This window comes from Streptomyces sp. CB02923, assembly GCF_001905005.1.
Taxonomy (GTDB): domain Bacteria; phylum Actinomycetota; class Actinomycetes; order Streptomycetales; family Streptomycetaceae; genus Streptomyces.
This window is the reverse complement of sequence record NZ_LWKZ01000001.1, coordinates 1,140,740-1,161,851: the sequence shown is the minus strand read 5'-3', so window position 1 is coordinate 1,161,851 and position 21,112 is coordinate 1,140,740. Positions and strand designations below refer to the sequence as shown.

Genomic DNA, 21,112 nt, shown 5'->3' with positions numbered 1-21,112 from the left:
TACGGTGAAGTTGACGGCGACTGGTGGCTGGGGCGGAGCGGACGTGTCGGTGGAGACGGCGGGCGGGGCGACGGGGGCGTCCGGATCGCCCGGAACGCCCGGTGGGGCTGAGGGGTTCACTGCGCCCGGGGCGGCAGGAGTGACGGGTGCCGGAGCGGGTGGTTACGGCGGTGACTGCACCTGCGGGAAGTGCCCGCGTGGCGCGCGCGAGGGGCATCGCAGGGCGGTCGCCGCGTTCGTGGCGCTGCGTGAGGAGTATGCCGCGGGCCGCGGCGTGCCGGCCGCGCTCGCGCATTCGGCGGGTGCCGCCCGGCAATGGGTCTCGGACGAACTGGCGCTGTCGGCCCGCTCGGTCGCCGAGCGCGCGGCCGCCGAGGGCACGGCCTGGCTGGACGCCGTTTGGCGGCGCACGCTGCTGGTGCTGTGGGCCGGGATCGGCGTGCTGGTGCTCGTGCAGGCGCTCACCGCGATCGGTACGGGCTGGACGGCGCCGCGTACGGCGGCGCTGGCCGCCGCGATGGTGCTCACGCTCGCCCTGACGGGCGCGGGATGGCGGCACCGCAGCCGCGGCGGCCTGCTGGCGCCGCTGATCGGCGAGGACAACCGGCTCTCCACGTCACGCACGGTGGCGGCGGGCTGGCTGCTGCTGGTGGCGTACGCCGTCCTCGTGCAGGCCGTCCTGCTGACGGTGGTGACGGACGCGGCCGCCCGTCAGGCGCTCGTGGACGGGCTCGAACTGCCGCGCGGAGCCGGGCTGCTGTCGGCACTGGCGATCACCTGCGCGGTGGCGGTGCTGGTCCGCCGCGTCGTCGCCGTACGCATCCAGGGGCGGCGCCTGCAGAAGGTGCGCGCGGAGCGGCCGCGCGCCGGTGACCTGCTCACGGACGACGCGGGGCGCGGCAGCCTCACCGACACCCAGTTCCTGCTGCTGAACGTGGCTGCCGTGTCCTTCGCCGTGGTCCGGCTGGCCCGCGACCCGTCCCGGCTGCCGGACCTCCCGTGGTCGTTCGCCGTCGTCGTACTCGTCGGCGCGCTCATGTATCTGGCGGGCAAGTACGCGGAAGGCGGCCGTCCGGTCGTCCTGTCGGTCGTACGGGCCCGGGAGCCGGGCGACCTCGCCGCGCCCATCCGTACCGGCGACGACATCGAGATCCGCGGCACCGGTTTCGTACCGCCGGGTGCGCAGGGAGCGGACCTGCTGGCGCGCACGGTCGTACGGATCGGAGCGGTGCATGTGCACGTTCCGCTGGTGCCGGTCGCCGGTGGGTTCGGCAATCCGGCGGACGGTGTGCTGACGGTGCCCGTGCCGGCGGATGTCGAGCCGGGCCGGGTGGAGGTCAGGGTCGTCACGGCGGCGGGCGTGGAGACCAACGGTTACACGATCGATGTGCAGGACTGAGGCGGAGAGGGCTGGGACGGAGAGGACTGGGGCGTACAGGGCTGATGAGGGTGGTGGGGGTGGTGGGGGAGTGAGCTGCGGGGTGGTGGATGTGGCTCGGCCGTCGGAGTGAACGCGGGGTACGTGCGCGTCCGTACCCCTTGTGGAACACGGGGCCGCGGGCACACCATCGTCCGCGTCCGGCGGTGACGGAGAGGCGGGACGTCATGGCTCACGCGGATCGTGCGGTCGGCAGCGGCCTGGGCGGGGCCGGAGCGGGTGGGGCCGGAGCGGGCGGGGGAGGCGGGCCGCGCCAGGCGATGGCGCGCCATGCGCTGCTGCCGCTGCGGATCTTTCTCGGCGTCACGTTCGTCTACGCGGGTCTGGACAAGCTGACCGACCCGGCCTTCTTCGCGTCCGGCGGCACGGGTTCGGTCGGCGAGCTGATGCGGCAGGTACGGGACACCTCGGCCGTGCCCGCGCTGGTGGATCTGGCCCTGAAGAACCCGGCGGGCTTCGGCTACGCCATCGCCGCCGGTGAGCTGGCCGTCGGCATCGGCACGCTCGTCGGACTGTTCGCGCGGGTCGCGGCGTTCGGTGGCGCGCTGATCTCGCTGAGCCTGTGGCTCACCGTGAGCTGGTCGACCCAGCCGTACTACTACGGCAACGACCTGGCGTACCTGATGGCATGGCTGCCGCTGGTGCTGGCCGGGGCACCGATGCTGTCCCTGGACGCGGCCTTGGCGGCGCGGCGCAGCAGGCAGGGGCGGCAGTTGTTCGGGTGAGCGGCTGCCGGGGGGAAGGGGGAGGGGGCTGGGCTGGCGGGGGGCGTACGGCGTCTCAGCCCCGGGCCGACGTCGACTCGGGGGCCGCCTCCGATTCCGATGGCGATGTCGACCGGTGGCGGCGTACCGCGCTCCAGACGGCTGCCGTCACACCGGACAGGAACAGGCCGACCGGTACGGCCAGCATCGGCAGCGCGCCCGGCAGGTCCCACGCCCCGGCCGCCTCGCCCGCGTAGGCGCCGCCCACGCCCGCCGCGGTCAGGCCGGTGAGGAGCCGGGCGGGTTCGAAGGTGTGGCGCTTCACTGCTGCACTCCCCGGGGTGAGATGGCGGATGCGGGCGAGGTGACGGATGCGGGCACGGCGACGGATGCGGGCACGGCGACGGACCCGGGCACGGCGACGGATGCGGGCGAGGTGACGGACCCGGGCACGGTGACGGACCCGGGCGAGGTGACGGATGCGGGCGAGGCGGCCGGGGACGGTTCGGTTTTCGCCGGGGGCGGGGTGGGGGTCGCCGGCGGAGCCGCCCGCTCGACCTCCACCTGGCCCGCGCCCACCTTGAGGTCGAGGTCCAGTGTGCCGCGCGGCTTCTCGCCCTTCTTCAGGCCCGCCGCGGGCAGCGTGACGGTCTGGTCCTGGTCGGTCGCGATGTGGAAGTCGTCCGGCGATTCGCCCGGCAGCCGTACGTCGCCGAGGCCCACGTCGATGTGCAGCCGCGCGGTGACGCCGTCGGGCACGGTCACCCGCAGCTGTCCGGCGCCGACGCTGGCCCCGGTCCGTACCGTCTGCCCGTTCTTGAACGGTATGTGGCTCAGGTCCAGCTCCCCGCGCCCTGCCCCGAGTTCGTAACTCGGCTTCACGGAGGCGGCGTCCATCGGGAGCCACACGCGGTTGCGCCAGTCGGCGGTGACGTTGTCCGGCAGGACCGCGGCGCCGGCCAGCAGGAGGGACGTCAGGATCACCATGAAGACCGTGCCGCCGCCGGTCCGCCCGTACCAGGCGCTGAGGATCAGGCCGAGGCCGAAGACGATGAGCGCGGCGGACAGCGCGGCGACGAGGACGGTCGTCAGGTGGTGGTCCCGCGCGGCGGAACCGCCCGCCACCATGGCCGCGATCAGCGCCAGCAGGAACGTCCAGCCGCCGATCGGGCGGCCCACACGGCGGCGCCGGGCCGGTACTCCGGGCCGCGGCCCTCCGCACCCGCCCCGCGCGGGAGGGCCCCAGCCCGCCGCCCCCGCCGTCCCGCGTGCGCCGTACGCCGGCTCACGCTCGCGCCCGTACGGAGCGTCGCTCGGTCCCCATAGGTAGCCCACGCCTGCCGTCCCTTCCTTGGAGAGCGGGTCCCGCCACCAGGACGGGCTGTTGCGCGCGGGCGGCGCCGTCGTCTCGGGCGGCGCGTCCGCGACGGCCTGTGCGGTCGCGGCGTCGGCGGCACCCGGGCCGTCCGTCCCCGCCGCGCGGCGCTGCCGTGACCAGTACGCCGAACCGCCCACCGCCAGCGCGAGCATGAGGGTGAAGGTCAGCAAGCCGCGGTTGGCGAGGGAGGTCAGGAAGAAGCCGCAGCCGACCAGCGCGAACAGCAGCGCGGTCAGTGCCGTGCCCTCCACCCGGCCGGAGAGCAGTCTGCGTCCCTCGTTCTCGTCCTCGCCGTCCTGCGGGATCAGCAGCCAGGCGAAGCCGTACACGATGAGGCCGATGCCGCCGGAGACCGCCAGTACGGCCAGCACGATCCGGAAGATCACCGGGTCCAGGCCCCAGTGCCGGCCCAGACCTCCGCACACACCGGCGATCACCTTGTGCCGGCGGCTGCGGCGCAGGGGGGCCTGCGGAGCCGGGCGGCCCGGTGCGTCGTCGGACGGCGGGGTTCCCGGGGTGCCCGGGGAACCGGGAGTGCCGGAGGTGCCGTGGGCGCCGGACGCGGACCCGGTGGGCCCCGTCGTCTCCTCGGCGGGCGCAGCATCGTTCATGCGCCCATGGTGGCAAGCGGAACGGGCGGGTGGCATCCGTGGGAACCCTGGTTGGTCCCTGAGATCGTCCGGGCGCGGCGGGACGGTGGAGGGTCTGCGGCGGGTCAGCGGGCTTGGTCGGTGGGCTGAGCCGACGAGTCCGGCCTGGCTTGGCCGACGAGTTCGGCCGACGGCCTCTCCGCTCAAGCCGGAGGGCCGGGTGCGCCGCCCGCGGCGTCGGCGTAACGGCTGGCCAGGCGCGCGCAGGCGTCCCTGAGCTCGGCCGGTCCGACGATCTCCATGTCGGCGTCGAACCTGCCGATGGCGGCGGCCAGGGCCGGCCACGACCAGGAGCCCAGGACGAGTCGGCAGCGGTCCGGGCCGAGTTCCTCGACGATGCCGTCACGGGTGTACGGGGACACGGCGGCGGCGGGCAGGGCGAGGATCACCTCGCCGCGGCAGGGCCAGCCGCCCGCGCCGCCGGAGCCCTGGAAGGTGCTCGCGACGTAGCCGGCCACCTCACCTCCTGGCAGGTCGCGCGGGGTGAAGCGGGGGCCCGTGGGAGTACGGGGCGTGATCCGGTCCGCGCGGAACGTGCGCCAGTCCTCGCGGTCGAGGTCCCAGGCGACGAGATACCAGCGGCCTTCCCAGGTGACGAGATGGTGGGGCTCCACCCGGCGGGGCGGGTGGGGTTCCACCCGGCGGGGCGGGGGCTCGCTGCCCTTACCGGGGTCCTCAGCGGGTTCCTCAGCGGGATGCTCAGCTGCTTCCTCAGCGGGCTGCTCACCGGGTTCCTCAGCGGGGTCCTGACCGGGTTCCTCAGCGGATGCCCGTACGGGTTCCCGTACGGAGGCCGATATGGAGGCTGATACGGAGGCCGATACCGAGGCCGATACGTAGTCGAAGCGGAGGACCTCGCAGGCGTGGACGGCCGCGCTGAGCGCCATCAGCACATCGCTGCCGACCTGCGGGTCCGGTCGGGTGGCGGGCCGTTCGACGGCGGTGAACCGGAGGGCATCGATCCGGTGGCGCAGCCGTGCGGGCATGACCTGCCGGACGGTGTGCAGCGCGCGCGCCGCGGCTTCCTCGACGCCGACGCCGACGCCGACACCGGTGGTGGCGATCTGGAGCGCGACGGCGAGGGCGACCGCCTGCTCGTCGTCGAACAGCAACGGGGGCAGCTCCGACCCGGCACCGAGCCGGTACCCGCCGTCGGGGCCCTTGGCCGACGCGATCGGATAGCCGAGTTCGCGCAGGCGGTCGACGTCGCGGCGGACGGTGCGCGGGCTGACGTCCAGGCGTTCGGCCAGCAGCGCCCCCGGCCAGTCCCGGCGCGCCTGGAGCAGCGAGAGCAGGGCCAGCAGCCGTGCCGACGTCTTCTGCATGTCTTCCATCCTGCCCGGAGTAGAGGACAGATCCTGACCTCTGGCTACGGCAACGTGGGACTCGCAGGGCCGAGCGGGCCCTGCGGCCGTAGCCGTAGGCAAGGAGCCACCATGTCCGTCAACGCCGTGACCCACCTGAACTTCCGGGGCGACGCCCTCGCCGCGCTCACCTTCTACCGGTCGGTGTTCGGCGGGGACCTGGCCGTGGTCACGTACAAGGACGCCGGGAACGTGCAGGAACCGTCGGAGGCGGACCAGGTGATGTGGGGCCAGGTGACCGCCGGGAGCGGGTTCCGCGTGATGGCTTACGACGTGCCGTCGCGCCTCCCCTGGAACCAGGGCGAGAACGCGTTCTTCCTCTCGCTGCGCGGCGATACGGCCGAGGAGGTCACCGCGTACTGGGAGAAGCTCTCCGACGGCGCGACCGTCGTACAGTCGCTGGGCCCCGCGCAGTGGGCGCCCCTGTACGGAATGCTGAAGGACCGATTCGGCGTCACCTGGGTCGTGGACGTCGTCAGCCAGTACGACGCGTCCTGACCCACGGACGTAGACGTAAAGGGCGTAAGGGATACAAGGGGCACGGCAGTGAAGATGTGCGCGACGGTGATCCGATGACCGTTCTCGACAACCGTGCGCTCAACCGCGCGACGCTCGCCCGGCAGATGCTCCTCGACCGGGCCGAGATACCGGCCCTCGACGCCGTCGCGCACCTGTGCGGCCTCCAGGCGCAGGAGCCGCAGGAACCGTTCGTCGGTCTCTGGTCGCGGTTGCACGCGTTCGACCCGGCGGAGCTCTCCGGGCTGCTGACCGGACGAAGCGTGGTGCGCACCCACCTCATGCGCCGCACCGTCCACCTCCTCACCGCCGACGACGTCCTGGCCTGGCGCGCCCGCCACGACGCCATGCTGCGGCAGCGGGTGCTGGGCACCTACCGCCGCGAACTGGCCGGAGTGGATCTCGACGAACTCGCCGCGGCGGGCCGCGCGGTCATGGCCGACGGCGAGCCCCGCTCGATGTCCGAGCTGGCGCGGGCGGTCGCCGGGCGCTGGCCCGACGCGGGGCCGCGGCCGCTGGGGGAGATGCTGGTCGCCGCGCTCATCCCGATGGTGCAGCTGCCGCCGCGCGGACTGTGGCGTACGAAGGCCGGCGTACGGAACGTGCCGCTGTCCGCCTGGCTGGGCCGCGAGATCGACCGGCCTGGCCCGTCGCCCTCCGACGGGGCCGGTCCGGAGAGGGGTTCCGGTCCGGAGAAGGGGGCGGGTCCGGAGAACGCTTCCGACTCGGCCAACGGTTCCGGTCCGGTCAGCGGCTCCGGCCCGGTCAAGGGTTCCGATCCGGCCGGTGAGGCGCTGGTACGGCGCTACCTGGCCGCGTTCGGGCCCGCCGCCTCGGCCGACCTGCGCGCCTGGTGCGGCCTCGCCGGTCTGCCGCGCGCGGTCGCCGCCGTACGGGAGGAACTGGTCACCTTCCGCGACGAGCGTGGCCGGGAGCTCCTGGACCTCCCCGGCGCGCCGCGCCCCGACCCCGGCACGCCCGCGCCGGTGCGCTTCCTGCCCGCGTTCGACAACGCGATCCTCGGCTACCACGACCGCGGCCGGATCATCGACGACGCCCACCGCGGCCTCTCCGTCGCGGGGGAGCGCGTCGTTCTGGTGGACGGCCGGGTCGCCGCGACCTGGACCGCGGCCAAGGACGGCACCGTGGCGGTCGCCCCGCTGCGCCGCTTCTCCCGGGGGGAGCGCACGGCGGTGGCGGAGGAAGGGGAGGCGCTGGCGTCGTTCCTCTCCGACGGCGAGAGTCGGCGTGCAGAGGTCGCCGCCCTTTCCGGCTGAGCCGGAGCCGGAACGTGCATACGGAGGCGGATCGGAGTCGAAACGTAGATACGGAGCCGGAGCTGGAGTCAGAGCCGGAGCCGGAACGTTATTACGGAGCGTAATCCCCGCTACCGTTTTCGGCTGGTTCGCCGGTGCCGGGGTGAATGTGCCGGAACGTCGGCAGACGCCCGTACAAGTGTCCGAAGATCGCGCCCCGCCCCTCCGCCGGAGGCCGGAAGACGACTATCGTTGCGCCGGACACCTGTACGGGGGGAACCGAAGGGGCGCGGCGCGGTGACGGAGGCGGCGGTGGACGACGGGCGACTGGTCGCCGGGCGGTACCGCCTGGTGGAGGAGATAGGCCGGGGCGGTATGGGCACCGTCTGGCGGGCCCATGACGAGCTGCTCGTCCGGCAGGTCGCGGTCAAGCGGCTGCACGTCTCCCCGGAACTGGACGCCGACGATCTGGCCCGCCGCAACGAGCGCACCCGCCGTGAGGCCCAGGCCGCCGCCCGTATCAACCACCCCAACGTGGTCAGCGTCCACGATGTGGTCGACGACGACGGTCTGCCCTGCATCGTCATGGAGTACGTGCCGTCGGTGACGCTCGGTGACGTCATCAAGGAGGCCACGCTCTCGTACAGCTCGGTGCCGCCGGGCGAGGCGGCCCGGATCGGCCGCGGCATGATCACCGCGCTGCGGGCCGCGCACTCCGCCGGTGTCCTGCACCGTGACGTGAAGCCCGGCAACGTGCTGCTCGGCGAGGACGGCCGGGTCGTTCTGACGGACTTCGGCATCGCGGTGGCCACCGGCACCTCCACCCTCACCAAGACCGGCGAGCTGGTCGGCTCCATCGACTACCTCGCCCCCGAACGGGTCCGCGGCGGCACCCCCGGCCCGGCCTCCGACCTGTGGGCGCTCGGCGCGACGCTCTACCAGGCGATGGAGGGGCGGCCTCCGTTCCGTAAGGCCACGGCGGTCGAGACGGCGTACTCCATCGCCGTGGACCCGCTGGAACCGCCGCGCAAGGCCGGTCCGCTGACCGCGCTGATAGAAGCCCTGCTGGCGAAGGAACCCGCGGACCGCCCCACGGCCGAGGCCGTGGAACAGGCGCTGCGCACACCGGCCGCGTTCACGGACACCGCGTGGCTGGGCATGGCGGGCGGCCAGGGGACTGCCGGGGACGGCGGTTCCGCGGCGACGGGCGGCATGACGTCACCGCTCCAGGACCCGCGTGCGGGTACGGGTACGGGTACGGGCCCCGCGCCTTCGGCCGCGATGCCGCCCTCCGCCTCCGGCTCGTACCACCTCGCACCCCCGACCGGGGACGGTACGGCCGCCACCGGCGGAATGGCCATGGGCGGCATGGCCACCGGCGGCATGGGCATGGGCGGCGCGGCCACCGGCGGCATGGCCACCACAGGCGGCGCGGCCGCTGCGGTCTCCGCCGACGGCCCCACCGGCCCCACCTCCCCGGTCCAGCACACGACGGCCGGACCGGCCGCCGCGCCCAAGAAGAAGCGCGGCCGCACGCTGGTGCTGAGCGCCGTGGCCGTGGTCGCCGTACTGGCACTCACGGGCGGCACCCTGTACGCCCTCGGGTACGGCCGCGGCGGGGACGCGCAGGCGTCCGGCGGCACCCCGCAGACCGAGGAGCCGTCGCCCTCCGCGTCGAAGCCCAGCGCGAAGCCCACCCCCCGGCCGGTCCCCGACGGGTACCACCGGGTCACGGACCCCGCGTCCGGCGCCCGCTTCCCGCTGCCGGACAGCTGGACCCGCCAGAAGCAGGCCAACGGTTACACCTACCTCAACCCGAACCAGCTGGTCGGCCTGCGTATCGAGGTGCTCGACTTCGCGAGCGCGAACCCGCTGCAGCATTGGAAGGACAACGAGCGCGCCTCCATCAGCGAGGGCAAGCTCCCCGGCTACCAGCAGCTGCGGATGCAGAGCACGGTCTTCCGCGGCCGGCCCGCGGCGCTGTGGGAGTTCAAGTTCTCGGGGACCAAGCGGGACTTCCGCGCCATCGACCTGGGCTTCGGCCGGCCCGGCGAGAAGGAGTACGCGGTGTACCTCTCGGCGCCGGCCGCCGAGTGGGACCGGTACAGGAAGGTCTTCGACAACGTCCTGGCCGGCCTCCAGCTGCCCGATGAGCAGTCCGAGGGGGCGTCCGACGGCTCCTCCGACGGCGCGTCCGACGGCTCCTCCGACGGGTCTTCCGAGGAGAACGAGCAGTAGCCGAGGAGAACGAGCAGCAGCCGAGCAGCAGCCGAGCGGTAGACGAGCAGCAGCGGAGCAGCAGCCGAGCAGCCGCTGAGCAGCAGCCGAGCAGCAGAGGGGTGCCGAAAGTTACGGACGGCTAGGGGTGCCCTCAGGGTCGACCCTGATGCCTCGTACCCGCCCCACGTGTGACGATCGGTGTTATGACCACCGCGCCGCCCCGGCCCGAGGCGAGCTACGCCCCGGCGCCCGACCCCGACGATCCGCCCCTGCGCAAGCTCTACCGCAGCGCCGACGGACGGCTGCTCGGCGGTGTGGCGCGCGGGCTGGCCGGTCACCTGGGGCTGCCGGTTTCCTGGGTGCGGGTGGTGTTCGTCGCGCTGTTCATGGCCGAGGGCATGGGCGCGCTGCTGTACGCGGCTTTCTGGTTCATCGTCCCGCTGGGCGTCGGCGGCGTCGACGCGGCGCGGGCGAACGCGTCCGCCTCCGCCACCGGTCACCTGCCGTGGGGCCGTAAGAACCGTGCGGCGGGTGGCCGCAAGCCCGACAAGGGCCAGTTCTTCGCGCTGCTCGCGCTGCTCGCCGGGGCGGCCGTCGTGGCGTCCCGGTTCCAGCTGGGCCGGGCCAACGCCTACGTGTGGCCGGTCCTGCTGATCGGCGCGGGCGTCGCGCTGGTCTGGCGGCAGGCGGACAACGCGCGGCGCGCGCAGTGGCTGGAGATAGGGCGCCGCAAGGGGGTGCTGCCGGTCGCGCGCGGTGCGGCCGGCGTGATCCTGGTCGGCGTCGGCGTGACCGGCATCGTCGTCCTGCAAGGATCGGTCCGGCACCTCGGTTCGGTGCTCCAGGCGTCCCTCGCCGTCCTGGTCGGCATCGCGCTGCTCGCGGGCCCCTATCTCGTACGCATGACGCAGGATCTGTCCGAAGAGCGCCTGATGCGTATCCGCGCGCAGGAGCGTGCCGAAGTCGCCGCGCACGTCCACGACTCGGTCCTGCACACCCTCACCCTGATCCAGCGCAACGCGGAGGACCCGCGCGAGGTCGCCCGCCTCGCCCGCGCCCAGGAGCGCGAACTGCGCGCCTGGCTCTACAAGCCGGAGGGCCGCGGAAAGGACGAGGAGCAGGAACCGGACACCCTTGCCGAGGCGGTGCGCAAGGCCGCCGCCGAGGTCGAGGATCATCACGGCGTGCCGATCGAGGTCGTGGTGGTCGGTGACTGCCCGTTGGACGAGCGGCTGAGCGCGCAGCTGATGGCCGCGCGCGAAGCGATGGTCAACGCGGCCAAGTACGGCGGCGAGGGCGGCGCCGTGCAGGTCTTCGCGGAGGTGGAGGGCCGTACGGTCTTCATCTCGGTACGCGACCGGGGCCCCGGCTTCGACCTGGACGCGGTCCCCGACGACCGCATGGGTGTACGGGAATCCATCATCGGCCGCATGCAGCGCAACGGCGGCACCGCCCGGCTGCGGTCCGCGCCCGACGGCGGGACGGTGGTCGAGCTGGAGGCGGAGCGGATACCGGATGACGGATGATGAGGAGCGACGCCCCGAGCCGGGGCCGGGCCGACGCCACACGCCAACGACGGACGGACGGACGAGATGAGCAGCGACGCCGCACAGGATGACCAGACCGGCGGTCCCGCCCGCACGGTGCGGGTCGTCCTCGTCGACGACCACCGGATGTTCCGTACGGGCGTCCAGGCCGAGATCGGCCGCACCGACGAGACCGGCGTGGAGGTGGTCGGCGAGGCCGCCGACGTCGACCAGGCCGTCACGGTCATCGCCGCCACCCGCCCCGAGGTCGTCCTGCTGGACGTGCACCTGCCGGGCGGCGGCGGTGTCGAGGTGCTGCGCCGCTCCGCTTCGATGATGGCCGATCCGGAGCGTCCCGTGCGTTTCCTCGCGCTGTCCGTGTCCGACGCCGCCGAGGACGTCATCGGTGTCATCCGCGGCGGCGCCCGTGGCTACGTCACCAAGACGATCACCGGTACGGACCTGGTCGACGCGGTCTTCCGCGTCTCCGACGGCGACGCGGTCTTCTCCCCGCGCCTGGCCGGCTTCGTACTGGACGCCTTCGCCTCCACGGACGCGCCCCCGGTGGACGAGGACATGGACCGCCTCACCCAGCGTGAGCGTGAGGTGCTGCGCCTGATAGCCCGTGGCTACGCGTACAAGGAGATCGCCAAGCAGCTGTTCATCTCGGTCAAGACGGTCGAGTCGCACGTCTCGGCGGTGCTGCGCAAGCTCCAGCTCTCCAACCGGCACGAGCTGACGCGGTGGGCTACGGCCCGGCGGCTGGTCTGACACAGGCGGCGGGGACCGGCGCGTCCACGTCCGCGCCGGCCCCACCACCCGCGACGACGCGGCCGGTACGGCGCTCCGAACGGCCTGTACGGCGCTCCGAACGGCCCGTACCGGCCCTGCGGCGCTTCCGGCGCCCGAGCTCCGGCGCGAGGGAGACGATTCCCAGCGCCGCCAGCCCGGCCCCCAGCCAGATCGGCGCCCGCAGCCCGTATGTGCTGATGGCCATCCCGCCGACCAGCGATCCCACGATCACGCCCAGCGTGATGAACGACGAGTGCACGGTGTTCACCAGCGCCCGCGCGTTGCCGGTGCGCTGGACGCGGGTGACCATCGCCGGGTTCATGGTGACGCCGACCAGCCCGATCCCCATCATGAACACCACGGCCGGGACGGCGAGGTGCGTGCAGAGCGCGAAGCCCACCAGGAAGCCGAGGTTCAGGACCAGCCCGCAGAGCAGTACGGCGACGGTGTGCCGGTCGGCGAGGCGCCCGACGACGGTGTTCCCGACGACGGTCGCGGCCCCGTACGCCACGAGCAGCAGCGGTACGGTCCCGGTACCGAACCCGGTGACCTCGGTGAGGATCGGGTTGAAGTAGCTGAAGACGGAGAACGTCGCCCCGATGATGAGCGTGCTGGTCGACAGCGCCAGCCACAGCCGCGGGTTGCGGAACACGCCCAGCTCCGCCCGTATGCCGCCGCCCGCGTCGGCCCGCTCCAGCCTCGGTACGCCGACGGCCGTGCACACCGCCGCCCCCACCGTGAGCACGGCAATCGCCCAGAACGCCGCGCGCCAGCCCAGGTGTTCGCCGATCAGCGTGGACATCGGCAGACCGAGCAGCGTGCCGAGCATCAGCCCGTTCATGGCCACGGCGATGGCCCGGCCGCGCGCCTCCGGGGGCGTGAGCTGGGCACATACGGAGAGCGCCACCCCGAAGAACGCCTGCGAGGCGACACCGGTGACGACCCGCGCCGCCAGCATCACCCAGTAGTCCGACGCGACGGCGGCCAGCACGTTGCCCACGAGGAACACCCCGAACAGCACGGCAAGGGCCCGCTTCTGCCGCAGCCGCATGACGCCGACCGTCAGGAACGGCCCGCCGACGGCCATCGCCACCGCGAACGCGGTGATCAGATACCCGACCTGCGGGACGGTGGCGCCCAGCCCCTCCGCCATCTGCGGCATCAGCCCGGCGACGACGAACTCGCTGGTCACCATGGCGAAGATGCCCAGGCCCAGGACGTACACGGCGCGCGGTACGCGCATGATCCTCCTCTTTTCCTAACCGATCGTTCCAGTAATTGGGCGCGTGAAACCCCCGCTCGCCAAAGCGGGGGCCACCAGGCGCCGCGTCACCGCAGCGCGGTCATCCCAGAACCTTCATCGCCTGCTCCACGGCGTCGTTGAGCCGCCGCTCGTCGCTCGTCTTGCCGACGACGCGCATCCCCTGGATGAAGGTGACCAGGAAACGGGCCTGGGCGCGGACGTCTGCCCCCTCGTCCAGCTCGCCCTGTGCCTTCGCCCGGATCAGGGCGCCGGCGATGGCCGACTCCACCTCGTGCAGCGCCGTCTCGATACGCCGCTCCGCCTTCTCGTCCTGTGGCAGCAGTTCCACGGCGGTGTTCGTCACCAGGCATCCCTTGCGGTCCTGGTCCGCCAGCGACTCGTCGGCGAACGCGCGCACGAACGCGCGCACGGCAGGCAGCGCCGGACCCGGCTGGTTCAGCCGTTCCAGCGCCACCACCCCTTCGTTCTCGCAGTACCGGTCGAGCGCGCGCAGGTACAGCTCGCGCTTGCTGCCGTACGTCGCGTAGATGCTGCCCCGGTTGATGCCGAGGTGTTCGACGAGGTCCTGCATCGACGTGGCTTCGTACCCCTTGCGCCAGAACAGCTCCAGGGCGGCCTGGAGGGTGACGCGCGGGTCGAACTCCTTGGTTCTGCCCATGCGAGCACCCTAGGGGATAGTTGACCGACCATTCAAGAATCGTCAGGGTGCGAGACAGTTCTTCAGCTCGAACCACACGACCTTCCCGATGCCGTACGGGCGCGGGTACGCTCCCCACTCGTCCGCGAGCGCCGCCACCAGCGCCAGCCCACGCCCACCCTCGTCGTCGACGCCCGCCACCCGGGGCACGGGCATCCCGGAACCGGCGTCGGCCACCTCGACCCGCAGCCGCTCTTCGTAGAGCAGGCACCGCATCCTGACGTACCGCCCCCGCGGAGCCCGCGCGTGAACACAGGCGTTGGCCGTCAGCTCGCTGAGGATGAGTACGGCGGTTTCGGTCGCCTCGGCCTGCAACTGCCACACCTCCGCGAGATCACGCAGATACCCACGCGCCCGCCGCGCGCTACGGGGGTGGCGCGGCAGCCACCATTCGTTCTGGAGGGGGGAATTTCCGTCGTTCACGTCACTGAGCGTGTCGCCCCGGGCGTACCGTCAGCAGCCGCGACAAGGGTACGCATCTGGCTGTACCAGTCGTGCCGACAAAAGGGGGCACGGTGACGAACGAACCCTCGCAGCCGCCGATGGCGTGGCGCTACTGCGGAAACCAGCTCAAGCTGTGGCGCACCCGGGCGGGTGTCACCCGCGAGGAACTCGCGGAGGAAGCGAATTACGACGTCGAGTACGTCAAGTCCATGGAACAGGGCCGTCGGCGCCCGACGTTGCGTGTTCTCCAGGTCGCGGATCCAATGTGCGGGGCGCACGGGTTGTTGGAGGCGGCGCACGATTTTCTGCAGCCGGAGAAGCGCCCCAGGCACACCGACGAGTACATGGACCTCGAACGCACCGCCATCGGGCTGGACTGGTATGAACCTCTCTACATCCCAGGCTTGTTGCAGACCGAGGAGTATGTATGCGAGCTGATGACCCACGGGCCTCCGCCGTTGAGTGACGAGTTGGTGGAAGAGCGCATCGGCTTTCGACTCAAGAGGCAGGAGGTGCTGGGCGACAGGCCGGGCACGGTGTTCAACTTCGTCATCTACGAGGCCGCGTTGCGCACGATGGTGGGTGGCGCCGAAGTGATGAAGCGGCAACTCGAACGCCTGCTGGAGGTTCAGCGGATGCGCAACGTATGTGTGCAGATTCTGCCGGTCGACCGTGCCCCATACACCGCACTCGCCGGTCCGATCGTGCTTCTCGAAACCGCCGAGCACGAGACGCTTGCGTATTTGCCTGGGCAAGGGGTCAGCGTTTTGCAATCGGACCCGAGTGAAGTGAGCTGCCAGCGCCGCGCATACGGCATGATGCGCATGCAAGCGCTGGGGGTGGAGGACAGTGACGAGCGCATCCGGCAGGTGGCGAAGGAATTGTGAGCGCCCCGGCTGCTTGGAGATGGTCTCGCGCCCGTTGATTGCCGGAGCTTGAGCCCCGGGCTCCGGGTGGCGGGTGTCGAGTCCCTTGTCTAAGGAATGGGCGGGATGGCACAACCCACCCGCCCTCCCGACCCCCGCGCGGGCCAGCGCACATGACTTTTCGTGACCGGCTTGCCACCGACCGTCGCCACCCTCTACCGTTCGCGACAGTGCGTAACGGTTGCGCGTTGCGAGCAATAAACGACCCCGGCTGGTGCTACCAACACCGAACCGGGGTCTGACCTCCAAGATCGAAAAGAGCGATCTCGTGGCTGACGCCAAACTTACTACGGCGCCCTGCGCGCCCGCCGCCTCCCACCCCCGCGCCGCCCCCGGCTACGGCAAACGGTCCGCCCCGGACCAAGCCCGCCCCCGCCCGGACGCCTTCGCCCACCTCCCCGAACGCGAAGCGTTCATCGGAGCCTTCATCGACCGGCTTCCGGACGGCGCCGCGATGGACGTGAAGACACTCTCCGCAGCGCAGCCCCGCTACGGCCAGCAAGCCGTCCGTTCCGCGCTCACCCGGCTCTCCGCTGCCGGGCACCTGCGCCGCGTCCAGGAAACCGTCGGCAACGGCCGCTCCCAGTGGGTGTACCGGACGTATTTCACCCGCACCGCCCGCGACGACACCTGGTGGCACCGCTTCCTGACGGCCGACACGCCCCCACACGCCCAACCACGGCCTCAACCGCAGCCCCATCCGGAGCCCCAGCCACGGTCTCACCCGCAGACCCAACAGGAGCTCCAACCGCAGCCCCAACCGCAGGTTCAACCGGACGAGCGACCGGACGAGCGGCCGCAGTCCTCCCGCCACGTGGCGCACGCCAACCCCCGCCCGGCTCCACCGGCCCCCTCGGCCGCGTACGCAGCGCTGGCCACCCTCGGCACCGCCGACCCCCGCATGATCCTCTCCGCCGCCGAATGCGCCGCGCTCGAAGGCCTCGCCGCCGAGTGGCTGGCCCGTGGCGTGACGAGCGCGTACCTCGTCGCGGCCCTCACCTCCGGGCTGCCGCCCGAGGTCCACTCCCCGGCCGCCTTCACCCGTACCCGCCTCACCGACAAACTCCCACCAGTACCACCCCTTTCACCGACACCACCCCTCCCACCGACACCAGCCAACCCATCGGCACCCACTGGCTCACCGGCAGAATTCACCCCCACCCGCATCATGGAATGCACGGACTGCGGCGTGCCGGGCCGCCCCGAAGCTCTCCCCGGCGGCCTCTGCCGCCCCTGCCGAGGCGACACCCCACCCCCGGACCCGGCGACCGACCACCACCGCGCCGAACGCACCCATCACTTCGCACGCCTCTGCCGCACCCGAACCAGCGGCGCCCCCGCCGACGGCTCCGGCAACACGCCATCCGCGAAAGCCGTCTGCGCGAGCACGTAGGGTCTCGGCATGTCCCTACGTGTTCGTATGCGCCAAGCCCTCCCGGAAGCGATGCGTGCCCGCGACCAGGCCGCGGTGAGCGCCCTCCGCGCAACGCTCGCCGCACTGGACAACGCGGAGGCGTTGCCCGTGAGCGGCGCCGAGCTGCGCGGCCAGGCCATCGAACAGGCGCCGGTCGGTGCCGGCGCCACCGAGGCGGAGCGGCGTGAGCTGAGCGAAGACAGCGTGGCGGACATCGTGCGAGCCGAGGCCACGGAACGGCTCGAAGCTGCAGCTCAGTTGACCGACCCCGCGCACGCTGACCGAGCCGGGCGGCTCCGCGCGGAAGCCGCCGTCCTGTTCCGCTTCCTCAACGGCCACGGCGCCCCGTACACGGGCTAGCTGCACCCCCCACCCGGGTGCTGGCCCCATCGTCCTCGCTGTCTCCTTCCTGAAGAGTTGTTGCCGTACCGCACGTCACGCTCGGGTCCTGGGCCCGTTGCAGCTTCGGAGGGACCCATGAAGGCTTTGCTCTGGTTCGTGCTCGGCGTTTGTCTGCTGGGGAATGTGTGCGTCAGCGCGATGGTCGACGACGGTTTGCAGAAGGTTCTGCTGAGCGTGGCGTGCGGTGTCGGTGTGCTTGCCGCGGGGGCCGGGTTGTGGGTTACCCGGCCCCGGGATCGTCGTTCCTGACGTTCGTCAACCGGTGCGTGGTGACGCCGACTTGACGGTTGTGCCGGTTGTGCCGGTTGTGTCGGGCGTGTCGGAGTGGATTATCGGGTCGGGTGCAGTTGCGGGGTCGGAGGTACGGCCGGTGTGCTCTTCGCTCCCTTGGCGGGGGTGTCGCACAGGGCCTGGCGGATGTGGAACCACTTGGCGTAGTCGATCGGGCCCTCCTTGGGGGTCTGGCCGTCCGCCTCGATCCCGTAGTAGTTCGTCAGGTTCGTGCCGAGGGATACCTGGCGCTGTCCGTCCTCGCTGGAGAGGGCCATGGTCTCGGAGCCCCAGACGAGACCGTTGTGGCCCCAGAACCGGCCGCAGTTGGGCAGGTCCAGGGAGAAGAGGCCCAGGCCGTAACGCATGATGGGGCTTCCCGTCGGCACCGTGGTCTTCATCTGGCGCAGTTCGGACGGGCCGATGAGCTTGCCGGACAGCAGGGCCCGGGTGAAACGGTTGAGGTCGTCCATCGTCGAGACCAGCGCACCGGCCGTACCGGCCCAGGACACGTTGTAGTCGGTGAAGTCGCGCGGCGGGTCGAACAGTCCGTACATGCCCTCGTAGATCTTGGCGTGCGGTCCGGGCAGGCGGGCCGAGCGCGGGAAGTACGTGTGCCGCAGCCCGGCCTTGCGTATGACGTGCTCGGCGATGTACTCCTCCGGCGCCTGACCGGTGACCTTGCCGAGCAGCAACCCGGCTATCACGTAATTGGTGTTGGCGTAGTGATGGGCCTCGCCGGGCTTGCCCAACGGCTTGCCCGCCAGACCGATCCGGGCCACCTCGCGAGGGGTGTACTGGCGGTAGCGGTTGGCCTCCAGGTCCTCCGGCTTGGCGAAGATCACGTGGTCGTAGTCGTTGATCCCGCTGGTCTGGTCGAGCAGCATCCGTACGGTGATCGCCTGGCCGCGCTCACCCGGGACGAGGTCGGGCAGATAGCGGCCGATCGGCGCGTTGAGGCCGATGCGGCCCTTGCCGACCTGCTGGAGCACGGCCGTGGCGGTGAACGTCTTGGTGATGCTGCCTATCCGGTGTTCGAGCTGCGGTGTCATGGGGCGGCCGGTCTTCACGTCGGCCACGCCGGACGCGCCCTGCCAGGACGCGGCGCCGTCCCGCGCGGCGGAGTAGGCGCCGTACATGCCCGCGTCGTGCAGATTCTTCAACGTCCGGTCCAGCGCCGCGCGATCGAGGCCGGTGCGCTGTGCCGAGGCCGTCTCCGCCGACGGGGCGGGCGCGGCGGGCAGCCCGGCGGCCGAGGCTGGGAGAGCTGGTGCCAGCAGGGCCAGGAGGACGGCGGAGGAAGTGGCGGCCAGTCTCAAACGGCGGCGGTTCGGGCGGGACAGGGGCATAGGGCGTCTCCGTCAGGTCGTGACCGGCGGCTCCCGCGAGCCGCCGGCGGTGGTTACCGGTCCGGGCGATCTCTTCGCTTGCCTGCGATCTTTGCCGAGCACGCCGCTCCCGGGCATCAACCTTCAGGACGGGATCGTGCACACGTTCGGCTGACGTTTGTCAGGTTTACCGAGCGCGGCCGCCTGTCGTCCCGAGTGTCCGCCGCCCGCTCTGTGACCCATGCCACGCCACCCGTGCGCGATGACGTGGATGAACTGGATGAAGTGGGTGGAGTGGATGAACTGGATGAACGGGATGAAGTGACCGGGCGAAGAAGGTGCTCAGGGGGGCAACCGAGGCCTGTCGGATGACCATCTAATCTTGCGGAGAGGCTCGCTGCCGACGGCAGGGCCAGAACCATGCCCACGCCGCACCATGCCCTGGAAGCGAGATCCCCGATGAGCCTGACGGGCACGCCCTTCTTTCTCACTGCGATTTTGCTGCTGATCGTCGCCGTCGTGCTGCCGTTCGCGCTGTGGAGCCGCGTCCGCGGCCCGCAAGTGGTGCGGGGGCTGGCGCGCCTGGGCATGCTGGTGTTCGCGCAGGCCACCGCGATCACGCTGGTGTTCGTGGCCGTCAACAACGCCAACAGCCTCTACGACAACTGGGAGGACCTGCTCGGCACGTCCGACCACGTCGAAGCCGCCAAGGACCTCGGGCCGGACGGCCTGGGCGGGCTGAAGATCAAGGACGAGCCCAAGCAGCTGGTGCAGTTCGGGCCGGCGAAGGACTCGGTGGTCGGGGCGGGCGTCCAGGAGGGCGAGTTCAAGGGGCGGATCTCGGGCGTGAGCGGCGAGGTGTACGTGTGGCTGCCGCCGCAGTACGACGACCCGGCGTACGCGGACAAGAAGTTCCCCGTCGTGCAGATGCTGCCCGGGTTCCCCGGCTCGGCCAAGTCCTGGATGGGCACGCTGAAGGCGCCCGAACAGCTGAAGTCGCTGATGGAACGGGGCAAGGTCAAGCCCTTCATCCTCGTCGCGCCGCGCACCACCCTCCTGGGCAGCGTGGACACCGGCTGCGTCAACATCCCGGGCAAGGCGAACGCCGACAGCTGGCTGAGCGTCGACGTACGCCAGATGGTGATCGACAACTTCCGCGCCGAGGAGAAGGCCGACTCCTGGGCGCTGGCGGGCTACTCGGCGGGCGCGCACTGCGCCGCCAAGCTGGCGCTGGCCCACCCGGACCGCTATCGCGCCGCCATCAGCCTCTCCGGCTTCAACGACCCGAAGCTGGAGCCCGCGTCGCTCGCCGGGAAGGACCCCAAGCTGCGCGTCGCGAGCAACCCGATCAACATCCTGAAGTCCGCCAACAAGGCGGGCAAACCGCCGCGTACCGCGCTCTACGTCTCCGGGGCGGCCGGGGACGGCTACGAGGGCGGACTCGCCCTCAAGCAGCTCGCCAAGAAGCCGACCACGGTCAAGGTGAAGCTGATCCCGGCGGGTGCGGGCGGCCACGGCACGGCCGTGTGGAAGAACCAGATCCCGGAGGTCTTCCGGTGGCTGAGCGGTGTGGTCGCGCCCTGAGGGGCGCGGGGGTGGGGGCGGGAGTGGGGCAGGGGGCGGTCAGCCGGTGTCGCGGGTGGGGCCGGTTCCGGTAGCGGTGGCGGTCCGGGGGCCGGTAGCAGTCCGGGGCCCGGTGGTGACGGTGCTGTCCGCGGGTGGGGGGATGCGGGCGGCCGTGACCGGCGCGTGCAGGTCCCAGCCCAGGGAGCGGTAGAGGGACTGGCCCTCGGGGCTGGCCACCAGGATGCCGCGGGTGGCGCCCAGTTCGACGGCACGGGCGGAGAGCGCGTTCATGACGAGGCTGCCCAGGCCGCGGCGGCGGTGGCCCGCACTGGTGTGGATCATGTCGTAGATCACCGCGTGGGGCGTGGAGACGTCGGTGACCGCGGCCCGGCCCCGGGCGGCGAGCCCGCCGGTCGTGGCGTCCCGTACGCGGCAGGCGAGGACGCCGGTGCCGTCCTCGTCCACCGTCTCGACCGTGTAGCCGGTCGGGGCCTCCGGAGGGCCCGGCTTCTCGGGCAGTGCGGTCGACATCAGGAACTGCGGTTCGGTGAACTCCCAGCCGGAGGGCAGGAAGGGGGCGATCTCCGTACGCGGGGCGCAGACCTTGATCCACAGGTTGGGGACGGTGATCGAGGCGGCGAGGCCGCGCAGGACATCCGGGTCGACGGCGGGAAAGACGTAGCGGCCCGGCTGGTCGGGGAGGCCGATCTCGATGTGGAAGCCGCCGTGCGCGGCGACGGGGGCGGCGGTGCCGCGGCAGCGCGCCCAGCCGTGCACCCAGGTCCGGACGAGGCCCGGGGGGAGGTCCGGGAGGGCGCCCGGGGGAGGGGCCGGGAGAGGGTCCGGAAGGGGGGAGGTGTGCGAACCGGCCGTGTCTATAGGTGGGTTGTCTATAGGGAGGTTCATGGGATCGATCTTAAGGCGGGCCGCCGTGCCCGGCGCGGCAGCCGACGTCCC

20 protein-coding genes are annotated in these 21,112 nt (G+C 71.9%); 12 read left to right on the top strand and 8 right to left on the bottom strand.

The window, feature by feature from the left end:
* Positions 1-139 precede the first annotated feature (139 nt).
* Both A6A06_RS04970 and A6A06_RS04965 read left to right on the top strand, forming a co-directional pair.
* A complete protein-coding gene (locus A6A06_RS04970; protein ID WP_073759169.1) occupies positions 140-1,399 on the top strand; it encodes a hypothetical protein in 1,260 nt (419 codons plus the stop codon).
* Between the two features lie 206 nt (positions 1,400-1,605).
* Complete coding sequence (locus tag A6A06_RS04965; RefSeq protein WP_199930675.1) at positions 1,606-2,163, top strand: DoxX family protein; 558 nt, start codon at positions 1,606-1,608, stop codon at positions 2,161-2,163.
* Positions 2,164-2,218: 55 nt separating this feature from the next.
* Here the strand turns inward: A6A06_RS04965 and A6A06_RS04960 are convergent, their stop codons facing one another.
* The 3 genes from A6A06_RS04960 to A6A06_RS04950 all read right to left on the bottom strand — a co-directional run bounded on the left by A6A06_RS04960 (position 2,219) and on the right by A6A06_RS04950 (position 5,495).
* Positions 2,219-2,467, bottom strand: coding sequence for a hypothetical protein (locus A6A06_RS04960; RefSeq protein WP_073759165.1), 249 nt, complete (start codon positions 2,465-2,467; stop codon positions 2,219-2,221).
* On the bottom strand, positions 2,464-4,131 hold the full coding sequence (locus tag A6A06_RS04955) for a PspC domain-containing protein (RefSeq protein ID WP_073759163.1): 1,668 nt from the start codon (positions 4,129-4,131) through the stop codon (positions 2,464-2,466). Before A6A06_RS04955 ends, A6A06_RS04960 begins: the two co-directional genes overlap by 4 nt.
* A 182-nt stretch (positions 4,132-4,313) precedes the next feature.
* Positions 4,314-5,495 (bottom strand): helix-turn-helix transcriptional regulator, encoded by a 1,182-nt coding sequence (locus tag A6A06_RS04950; protein WP_073759161.1) that lies wholly within the window; start codon positions 5,493-5,495, stop codon positions 4,314-4,316.
* A 111-nt stretch (positions 5,496-5,606) separates the two neighbouring features.
* Between A6A06_RS04950 and A6A06_RS04945 the strand changes: the two genes are divergently transcribed.
* The 5 genes from A6A06_RS04945 (at position 5,607) to A6A06_RS04925 (ending at position 11,823) form a co-directional block, all read left to right on the top strand.
* Positions 5,607-6,032: a VOC family protein gene (locus A6A06_RS04945; RefSeq protein WP_073759159.1), complete on the top strand. Its 426-nt coding sequence runs from the start codon at positions 5,607-5,609 to the stop codon at positions 6,030-6,032.
* Between the two features lie 74 nt (positions 6,033-6,106).
* Complete coding sequence (locus tag A6A06_RS04940) at positions 6,107-7,327, top strand: winged helix DNA-binding domain-containing protein (RefSeq protein ID WP_073759157.1); 1,221 nt, start codon at positions 6,107-6,109, stop codon at positions 7,325-7,327.
* 354 nt (positions 7,328-7,681) lie between these two features.
* The gene (locus tag A6A06_RS04935) at positions 7,682-9,544 is read left to right on the top strand and encodes a serine/threonine-protein kinase (RefSeq protein ID WP_242440597.1); all 1,863 of its coding nucleotides are present in this window, start codon (positions 7,682-7,684) and stop codon (positions 9,542-9,544) included.
* Between the two features lie 185 nt (positions 9,545-9,729).
* Positions 9,730-11,052 (top strand): ATP-binding protein, encoded by a 1,323-nt coding sequence (locus A6A06_RS04930; RefSeq protein ID WP_073759155.1) that lies wholly within the window; start codon positions 9,730-9,732, stop codon positions 11,050-11,052.
* A gap of 66 nt (positions 11,053-11,118) precedes the next feature.
* A complete protein-coding gene (locus A6A06_RS04925) occupies positions 11,119-11,823 on the top strand; it encodes a LuxR C-terminal-related transcriptional regulator (RefSeq protein WP_073759153.1) in 705 nt (234 codons plus the stop codon).
* Here A6A06_RS04925 and A6A06_RS04920 read toward each other — a convergent pair.
* The 3 genes from A6A06_RS04920 to A6A06_RS04910 form a co-directional block, all read right to left on the bottom strand.
* Positions 11,801-13,087: an MFS transporter gene (locus A6A06_RS04920; RefSeq protein WP_073759151.1), complete on the bottom strand. Its 1,287-nt coding sequence runs from the start codon at positions 13,085-13,087 to the stop codon at positions 11,801-11,803. The genes A6A06_RS04925 and A6A06_RS04920 overlap by 23 nt on opposite strands.
* A 100-nt stretch (positions 13,088-13,187) precedes the next feature.
* Entirely contained in the window at positions 13,188-13,766 is a 579-nt protein-coding gene (locus A6A06_RS04915) for a TetR/AcrR family transcriptional regulator (protein WP_073759149.1), read from the bottom strand.
* Between the two features lie 42 nt (positions 13,767-13,808).
* Entirely contained in the window at positions 13,809-14,228 is a 420-nt protein-coding gene (locus tag A6A06_RS04910; protein WP_073759147.1) for an ATP-binding protein, read from the bottom strand.
* A gap of 119 nt (positions 14,229-14,347) precedes the next feature.
* On the opposite strand from A6A06_RS04910, the gene A6A06_RS04905 reads away from it, so the two are divergent.
* The 4 genes from A6A06_RS04905 (at position 14,348) to A6A06_RS41440 (ending at position 17,240) form a co-directional block, all read left to right on the top strand.
* Complete coding sequence (locus tag A6A06_RS04905) at positions 14,348-15,136, top strand: helix-turn-helix domain-containing protein (protein ID WP_073759145.1); 789 nt, start codon at positions 14,348-14,350, stop codon at positions 15,134-15,136.
* Positions 15,137-15,443: 307 nt separating this feature from the next.
* Entirely contained in the window at positions 15,444-16,568 is a 1,125-nt protein-coding gene (locus A6A06_RS04900) for a hypothetical protein (RefSeq protein ID WP_073759143.1), read from the top strand.
* A gap of 51 nt (positions 16,569-16,619) precedes the next feature.
* Entirely contained in the window at positions 16,620-16,949 is a 330-nt protein-coding gene (locus tag A6A06_RS04895) for a hypothetical protein (protein ID WP_073759141.1), read from the top strand.
* 117 nt (positions 16,950-17,066) lie between these two features.
* Positions 17,067-17,240, top strand: coding sequence for a hypothetical protein (locus A6A06_RS41440; RefSeq protein ID WP_199930674.1), 174 nt, complete (start codon positions 17,067-17,069; stop codon positions 17,238-17,240).
* An 80-nt stretch (positions 17,241-17,320) separates the two neighbouring features.
* Here the strand turns inward: A6A06_RS41440 and A6A06_RS04890 are convergent, their stop codons facing one another.
* The gene (locus tag A6A06_RS04890; RefSeq protein ID WP_073759139.1) at positions 17,321-18,610 is read right to left on the bottom strand and encodes a serine hydrolase domain-containing protein; all 1,290 of its coding nucleotides are present in this window, start codon (positions 18,608-18,610) and stop codon (positions 17,321-17,323) included.
* Between the two features lie 438 nt (positions 18,611-19,048).
* Here A6A06_RS04890 and A6A06_RS04885 point away from each other — a divergent pair, with 438 nt between their 5' ends.
* On the top strand, positions 19,049-20,173 hold the full coding sequence (locus A6A06_RS04885; protein ID WP_073759137.1) for an alpha/beta hydrolase: 1,125 nt from the start codon (positions 19,049-19,051) through the stop codon (positions 20,171-20,173).
* 39 nt (positions 20,174-20,212) lie between these two features.
* Here A6A06_RS04885 and A6A06_RS43450 read toward each other — a convergent pair whose 3' ends face one another.
* Positions 20,213-21,061, bottom strand: a complete 849-nt coding sequence (locus tag A6A06_RS43450; protein WP_199930673.1) for a GNAT family N-acetyltransferase — start codon at positions 21,059-21,061, stop codon at positions 20,213-20,215.
* Between the last annotated feature and the right edge of the window lie 51 nt (positions 21,062-21,112).

What these genes read in the sequence shown, in the direction of transcription:
- A6A06_RS04895 (WP_073759141.1), top strand. Translation starts at nt 16,620, where the DNA reads ATGCGTGCCCGCGACCAGGCCGCGGTGAGCGCCCTCCGCGCAACGCTC.
- A6A06_RS04945 (WP_073759159.1), top strand. Translation starts at nt 5,607, where the DNA reads ATGTCCGTCAACGCCGTGACCCACCTGAACTTCCGGGGCGACGCCCTC.
- A6A06_RS41440 (WP_199930674.1), top strand. Translation starts at nt 17,067, where the DNA reads ATGAAGGCTTTGCTCTGGTTCGTGCTCGGCGTTTGTCTGCTGGGGAAT.
- A6A06_RS04935 (WP_242440597.1), top strand. Translation starts at nt 7,682, where the DNA reads ATGGGCACCGTCTGGCGGGCCCATGACGAGCTGCTCGTCCGGCAGGTC.
- A6A06_RS04915 (WP_073759149.1), bottom strand. Translation starts at nt 13,766, where the DNA reads ATGGGCAGAACCAAGGAGTTCGACCCGCGCGTCACCCTCCAGGCCGCC.
- A6A06_RS04920 (WP_073759151.1), bottom strand. Translation starts at nt 13,087, where the DNA reads ATGCGCGTACCGCGCGCCGTGTACGTCCTGGGCCTGGGCATCTTCGCC.
- A6A06_RS04885 (WP_073759137.1), top strand. Translation starts at nt 19,049, where the DNA reads ATGAGCCTGACGGGCACGCCCTTCTTTCTCACTGCGATTTTGCTGCTG.
- A6A06_RS04950 (WP_073759161.1), bottom strand. Translation starts at nt 5,495, where the DNA reads ATGCAGAAGACGTCGGCACGGCTGCTGGCCCTGCTCTCGCTGCTCCAG.
- A6A06_RS04965 (WP_199930675.1), top strand. Translation starts at nt 1,606, where the DNA reads ATGGCTCACGCGGATCGTGCGGTCGGCAGCGGCCTGGGCGGGGCCGGA.
- A6A06_RS04905 (WP_073759145.1), top strand. Translation starts at nt 14,348, where the DNA reads ATGGCGTGGCGCTACTGCGGAAACCAGCTCAAGCTGTGGCGCACCCGG.
- A6A06_RS04890 (WP_073759139.1), bottom strand. Translation starts at nt 18,610, where the DNA reads ATGCCCCTGTCCCGCCCGAACCGCCGCCGTTTGAGACTGGCCGCCACT.
- A6A06_RS04955 (WP_073759163.1), bottom strand. Translation starts at nt 4,131, where the DNA reads ATGAACGATGCTGCGCCCGCCGAGGAGACGACGGGGCCCACCGGGTCC.
- A6A06_RS04925 (WP_073759153.1), top strand. Translation starts at nt 11,119, where the DNA reads ATGAGCAGCGACGCCGCACAGGATGACCAGACCGGCGGTCCCGCCCGC.
- A6A06_RS43450 (WP_199930673.1), bottom strand. Translation starts at nt 21,061, where the DNA reads ATGAACCTCCCTATAGACAACCCACCTATAGACACGGCCGGTTCGCAC.
- A6A06_RS04940 (WP_073759157.1), top strand. Translation starts at nt 6,107, where the DNA reads ATGACCGTTCTCGACAACCGTGCGCTCAACCGCGCGACGCTCGCCCGG.
- A6A06_RS04930 (WP_073759155.1), top strand. Translation starts at nt 9,730, where the DNA reads ATGACCACCGCGCCGCCCCGGCCCGAGGCGAGCTACGCCCCGGCGCCC.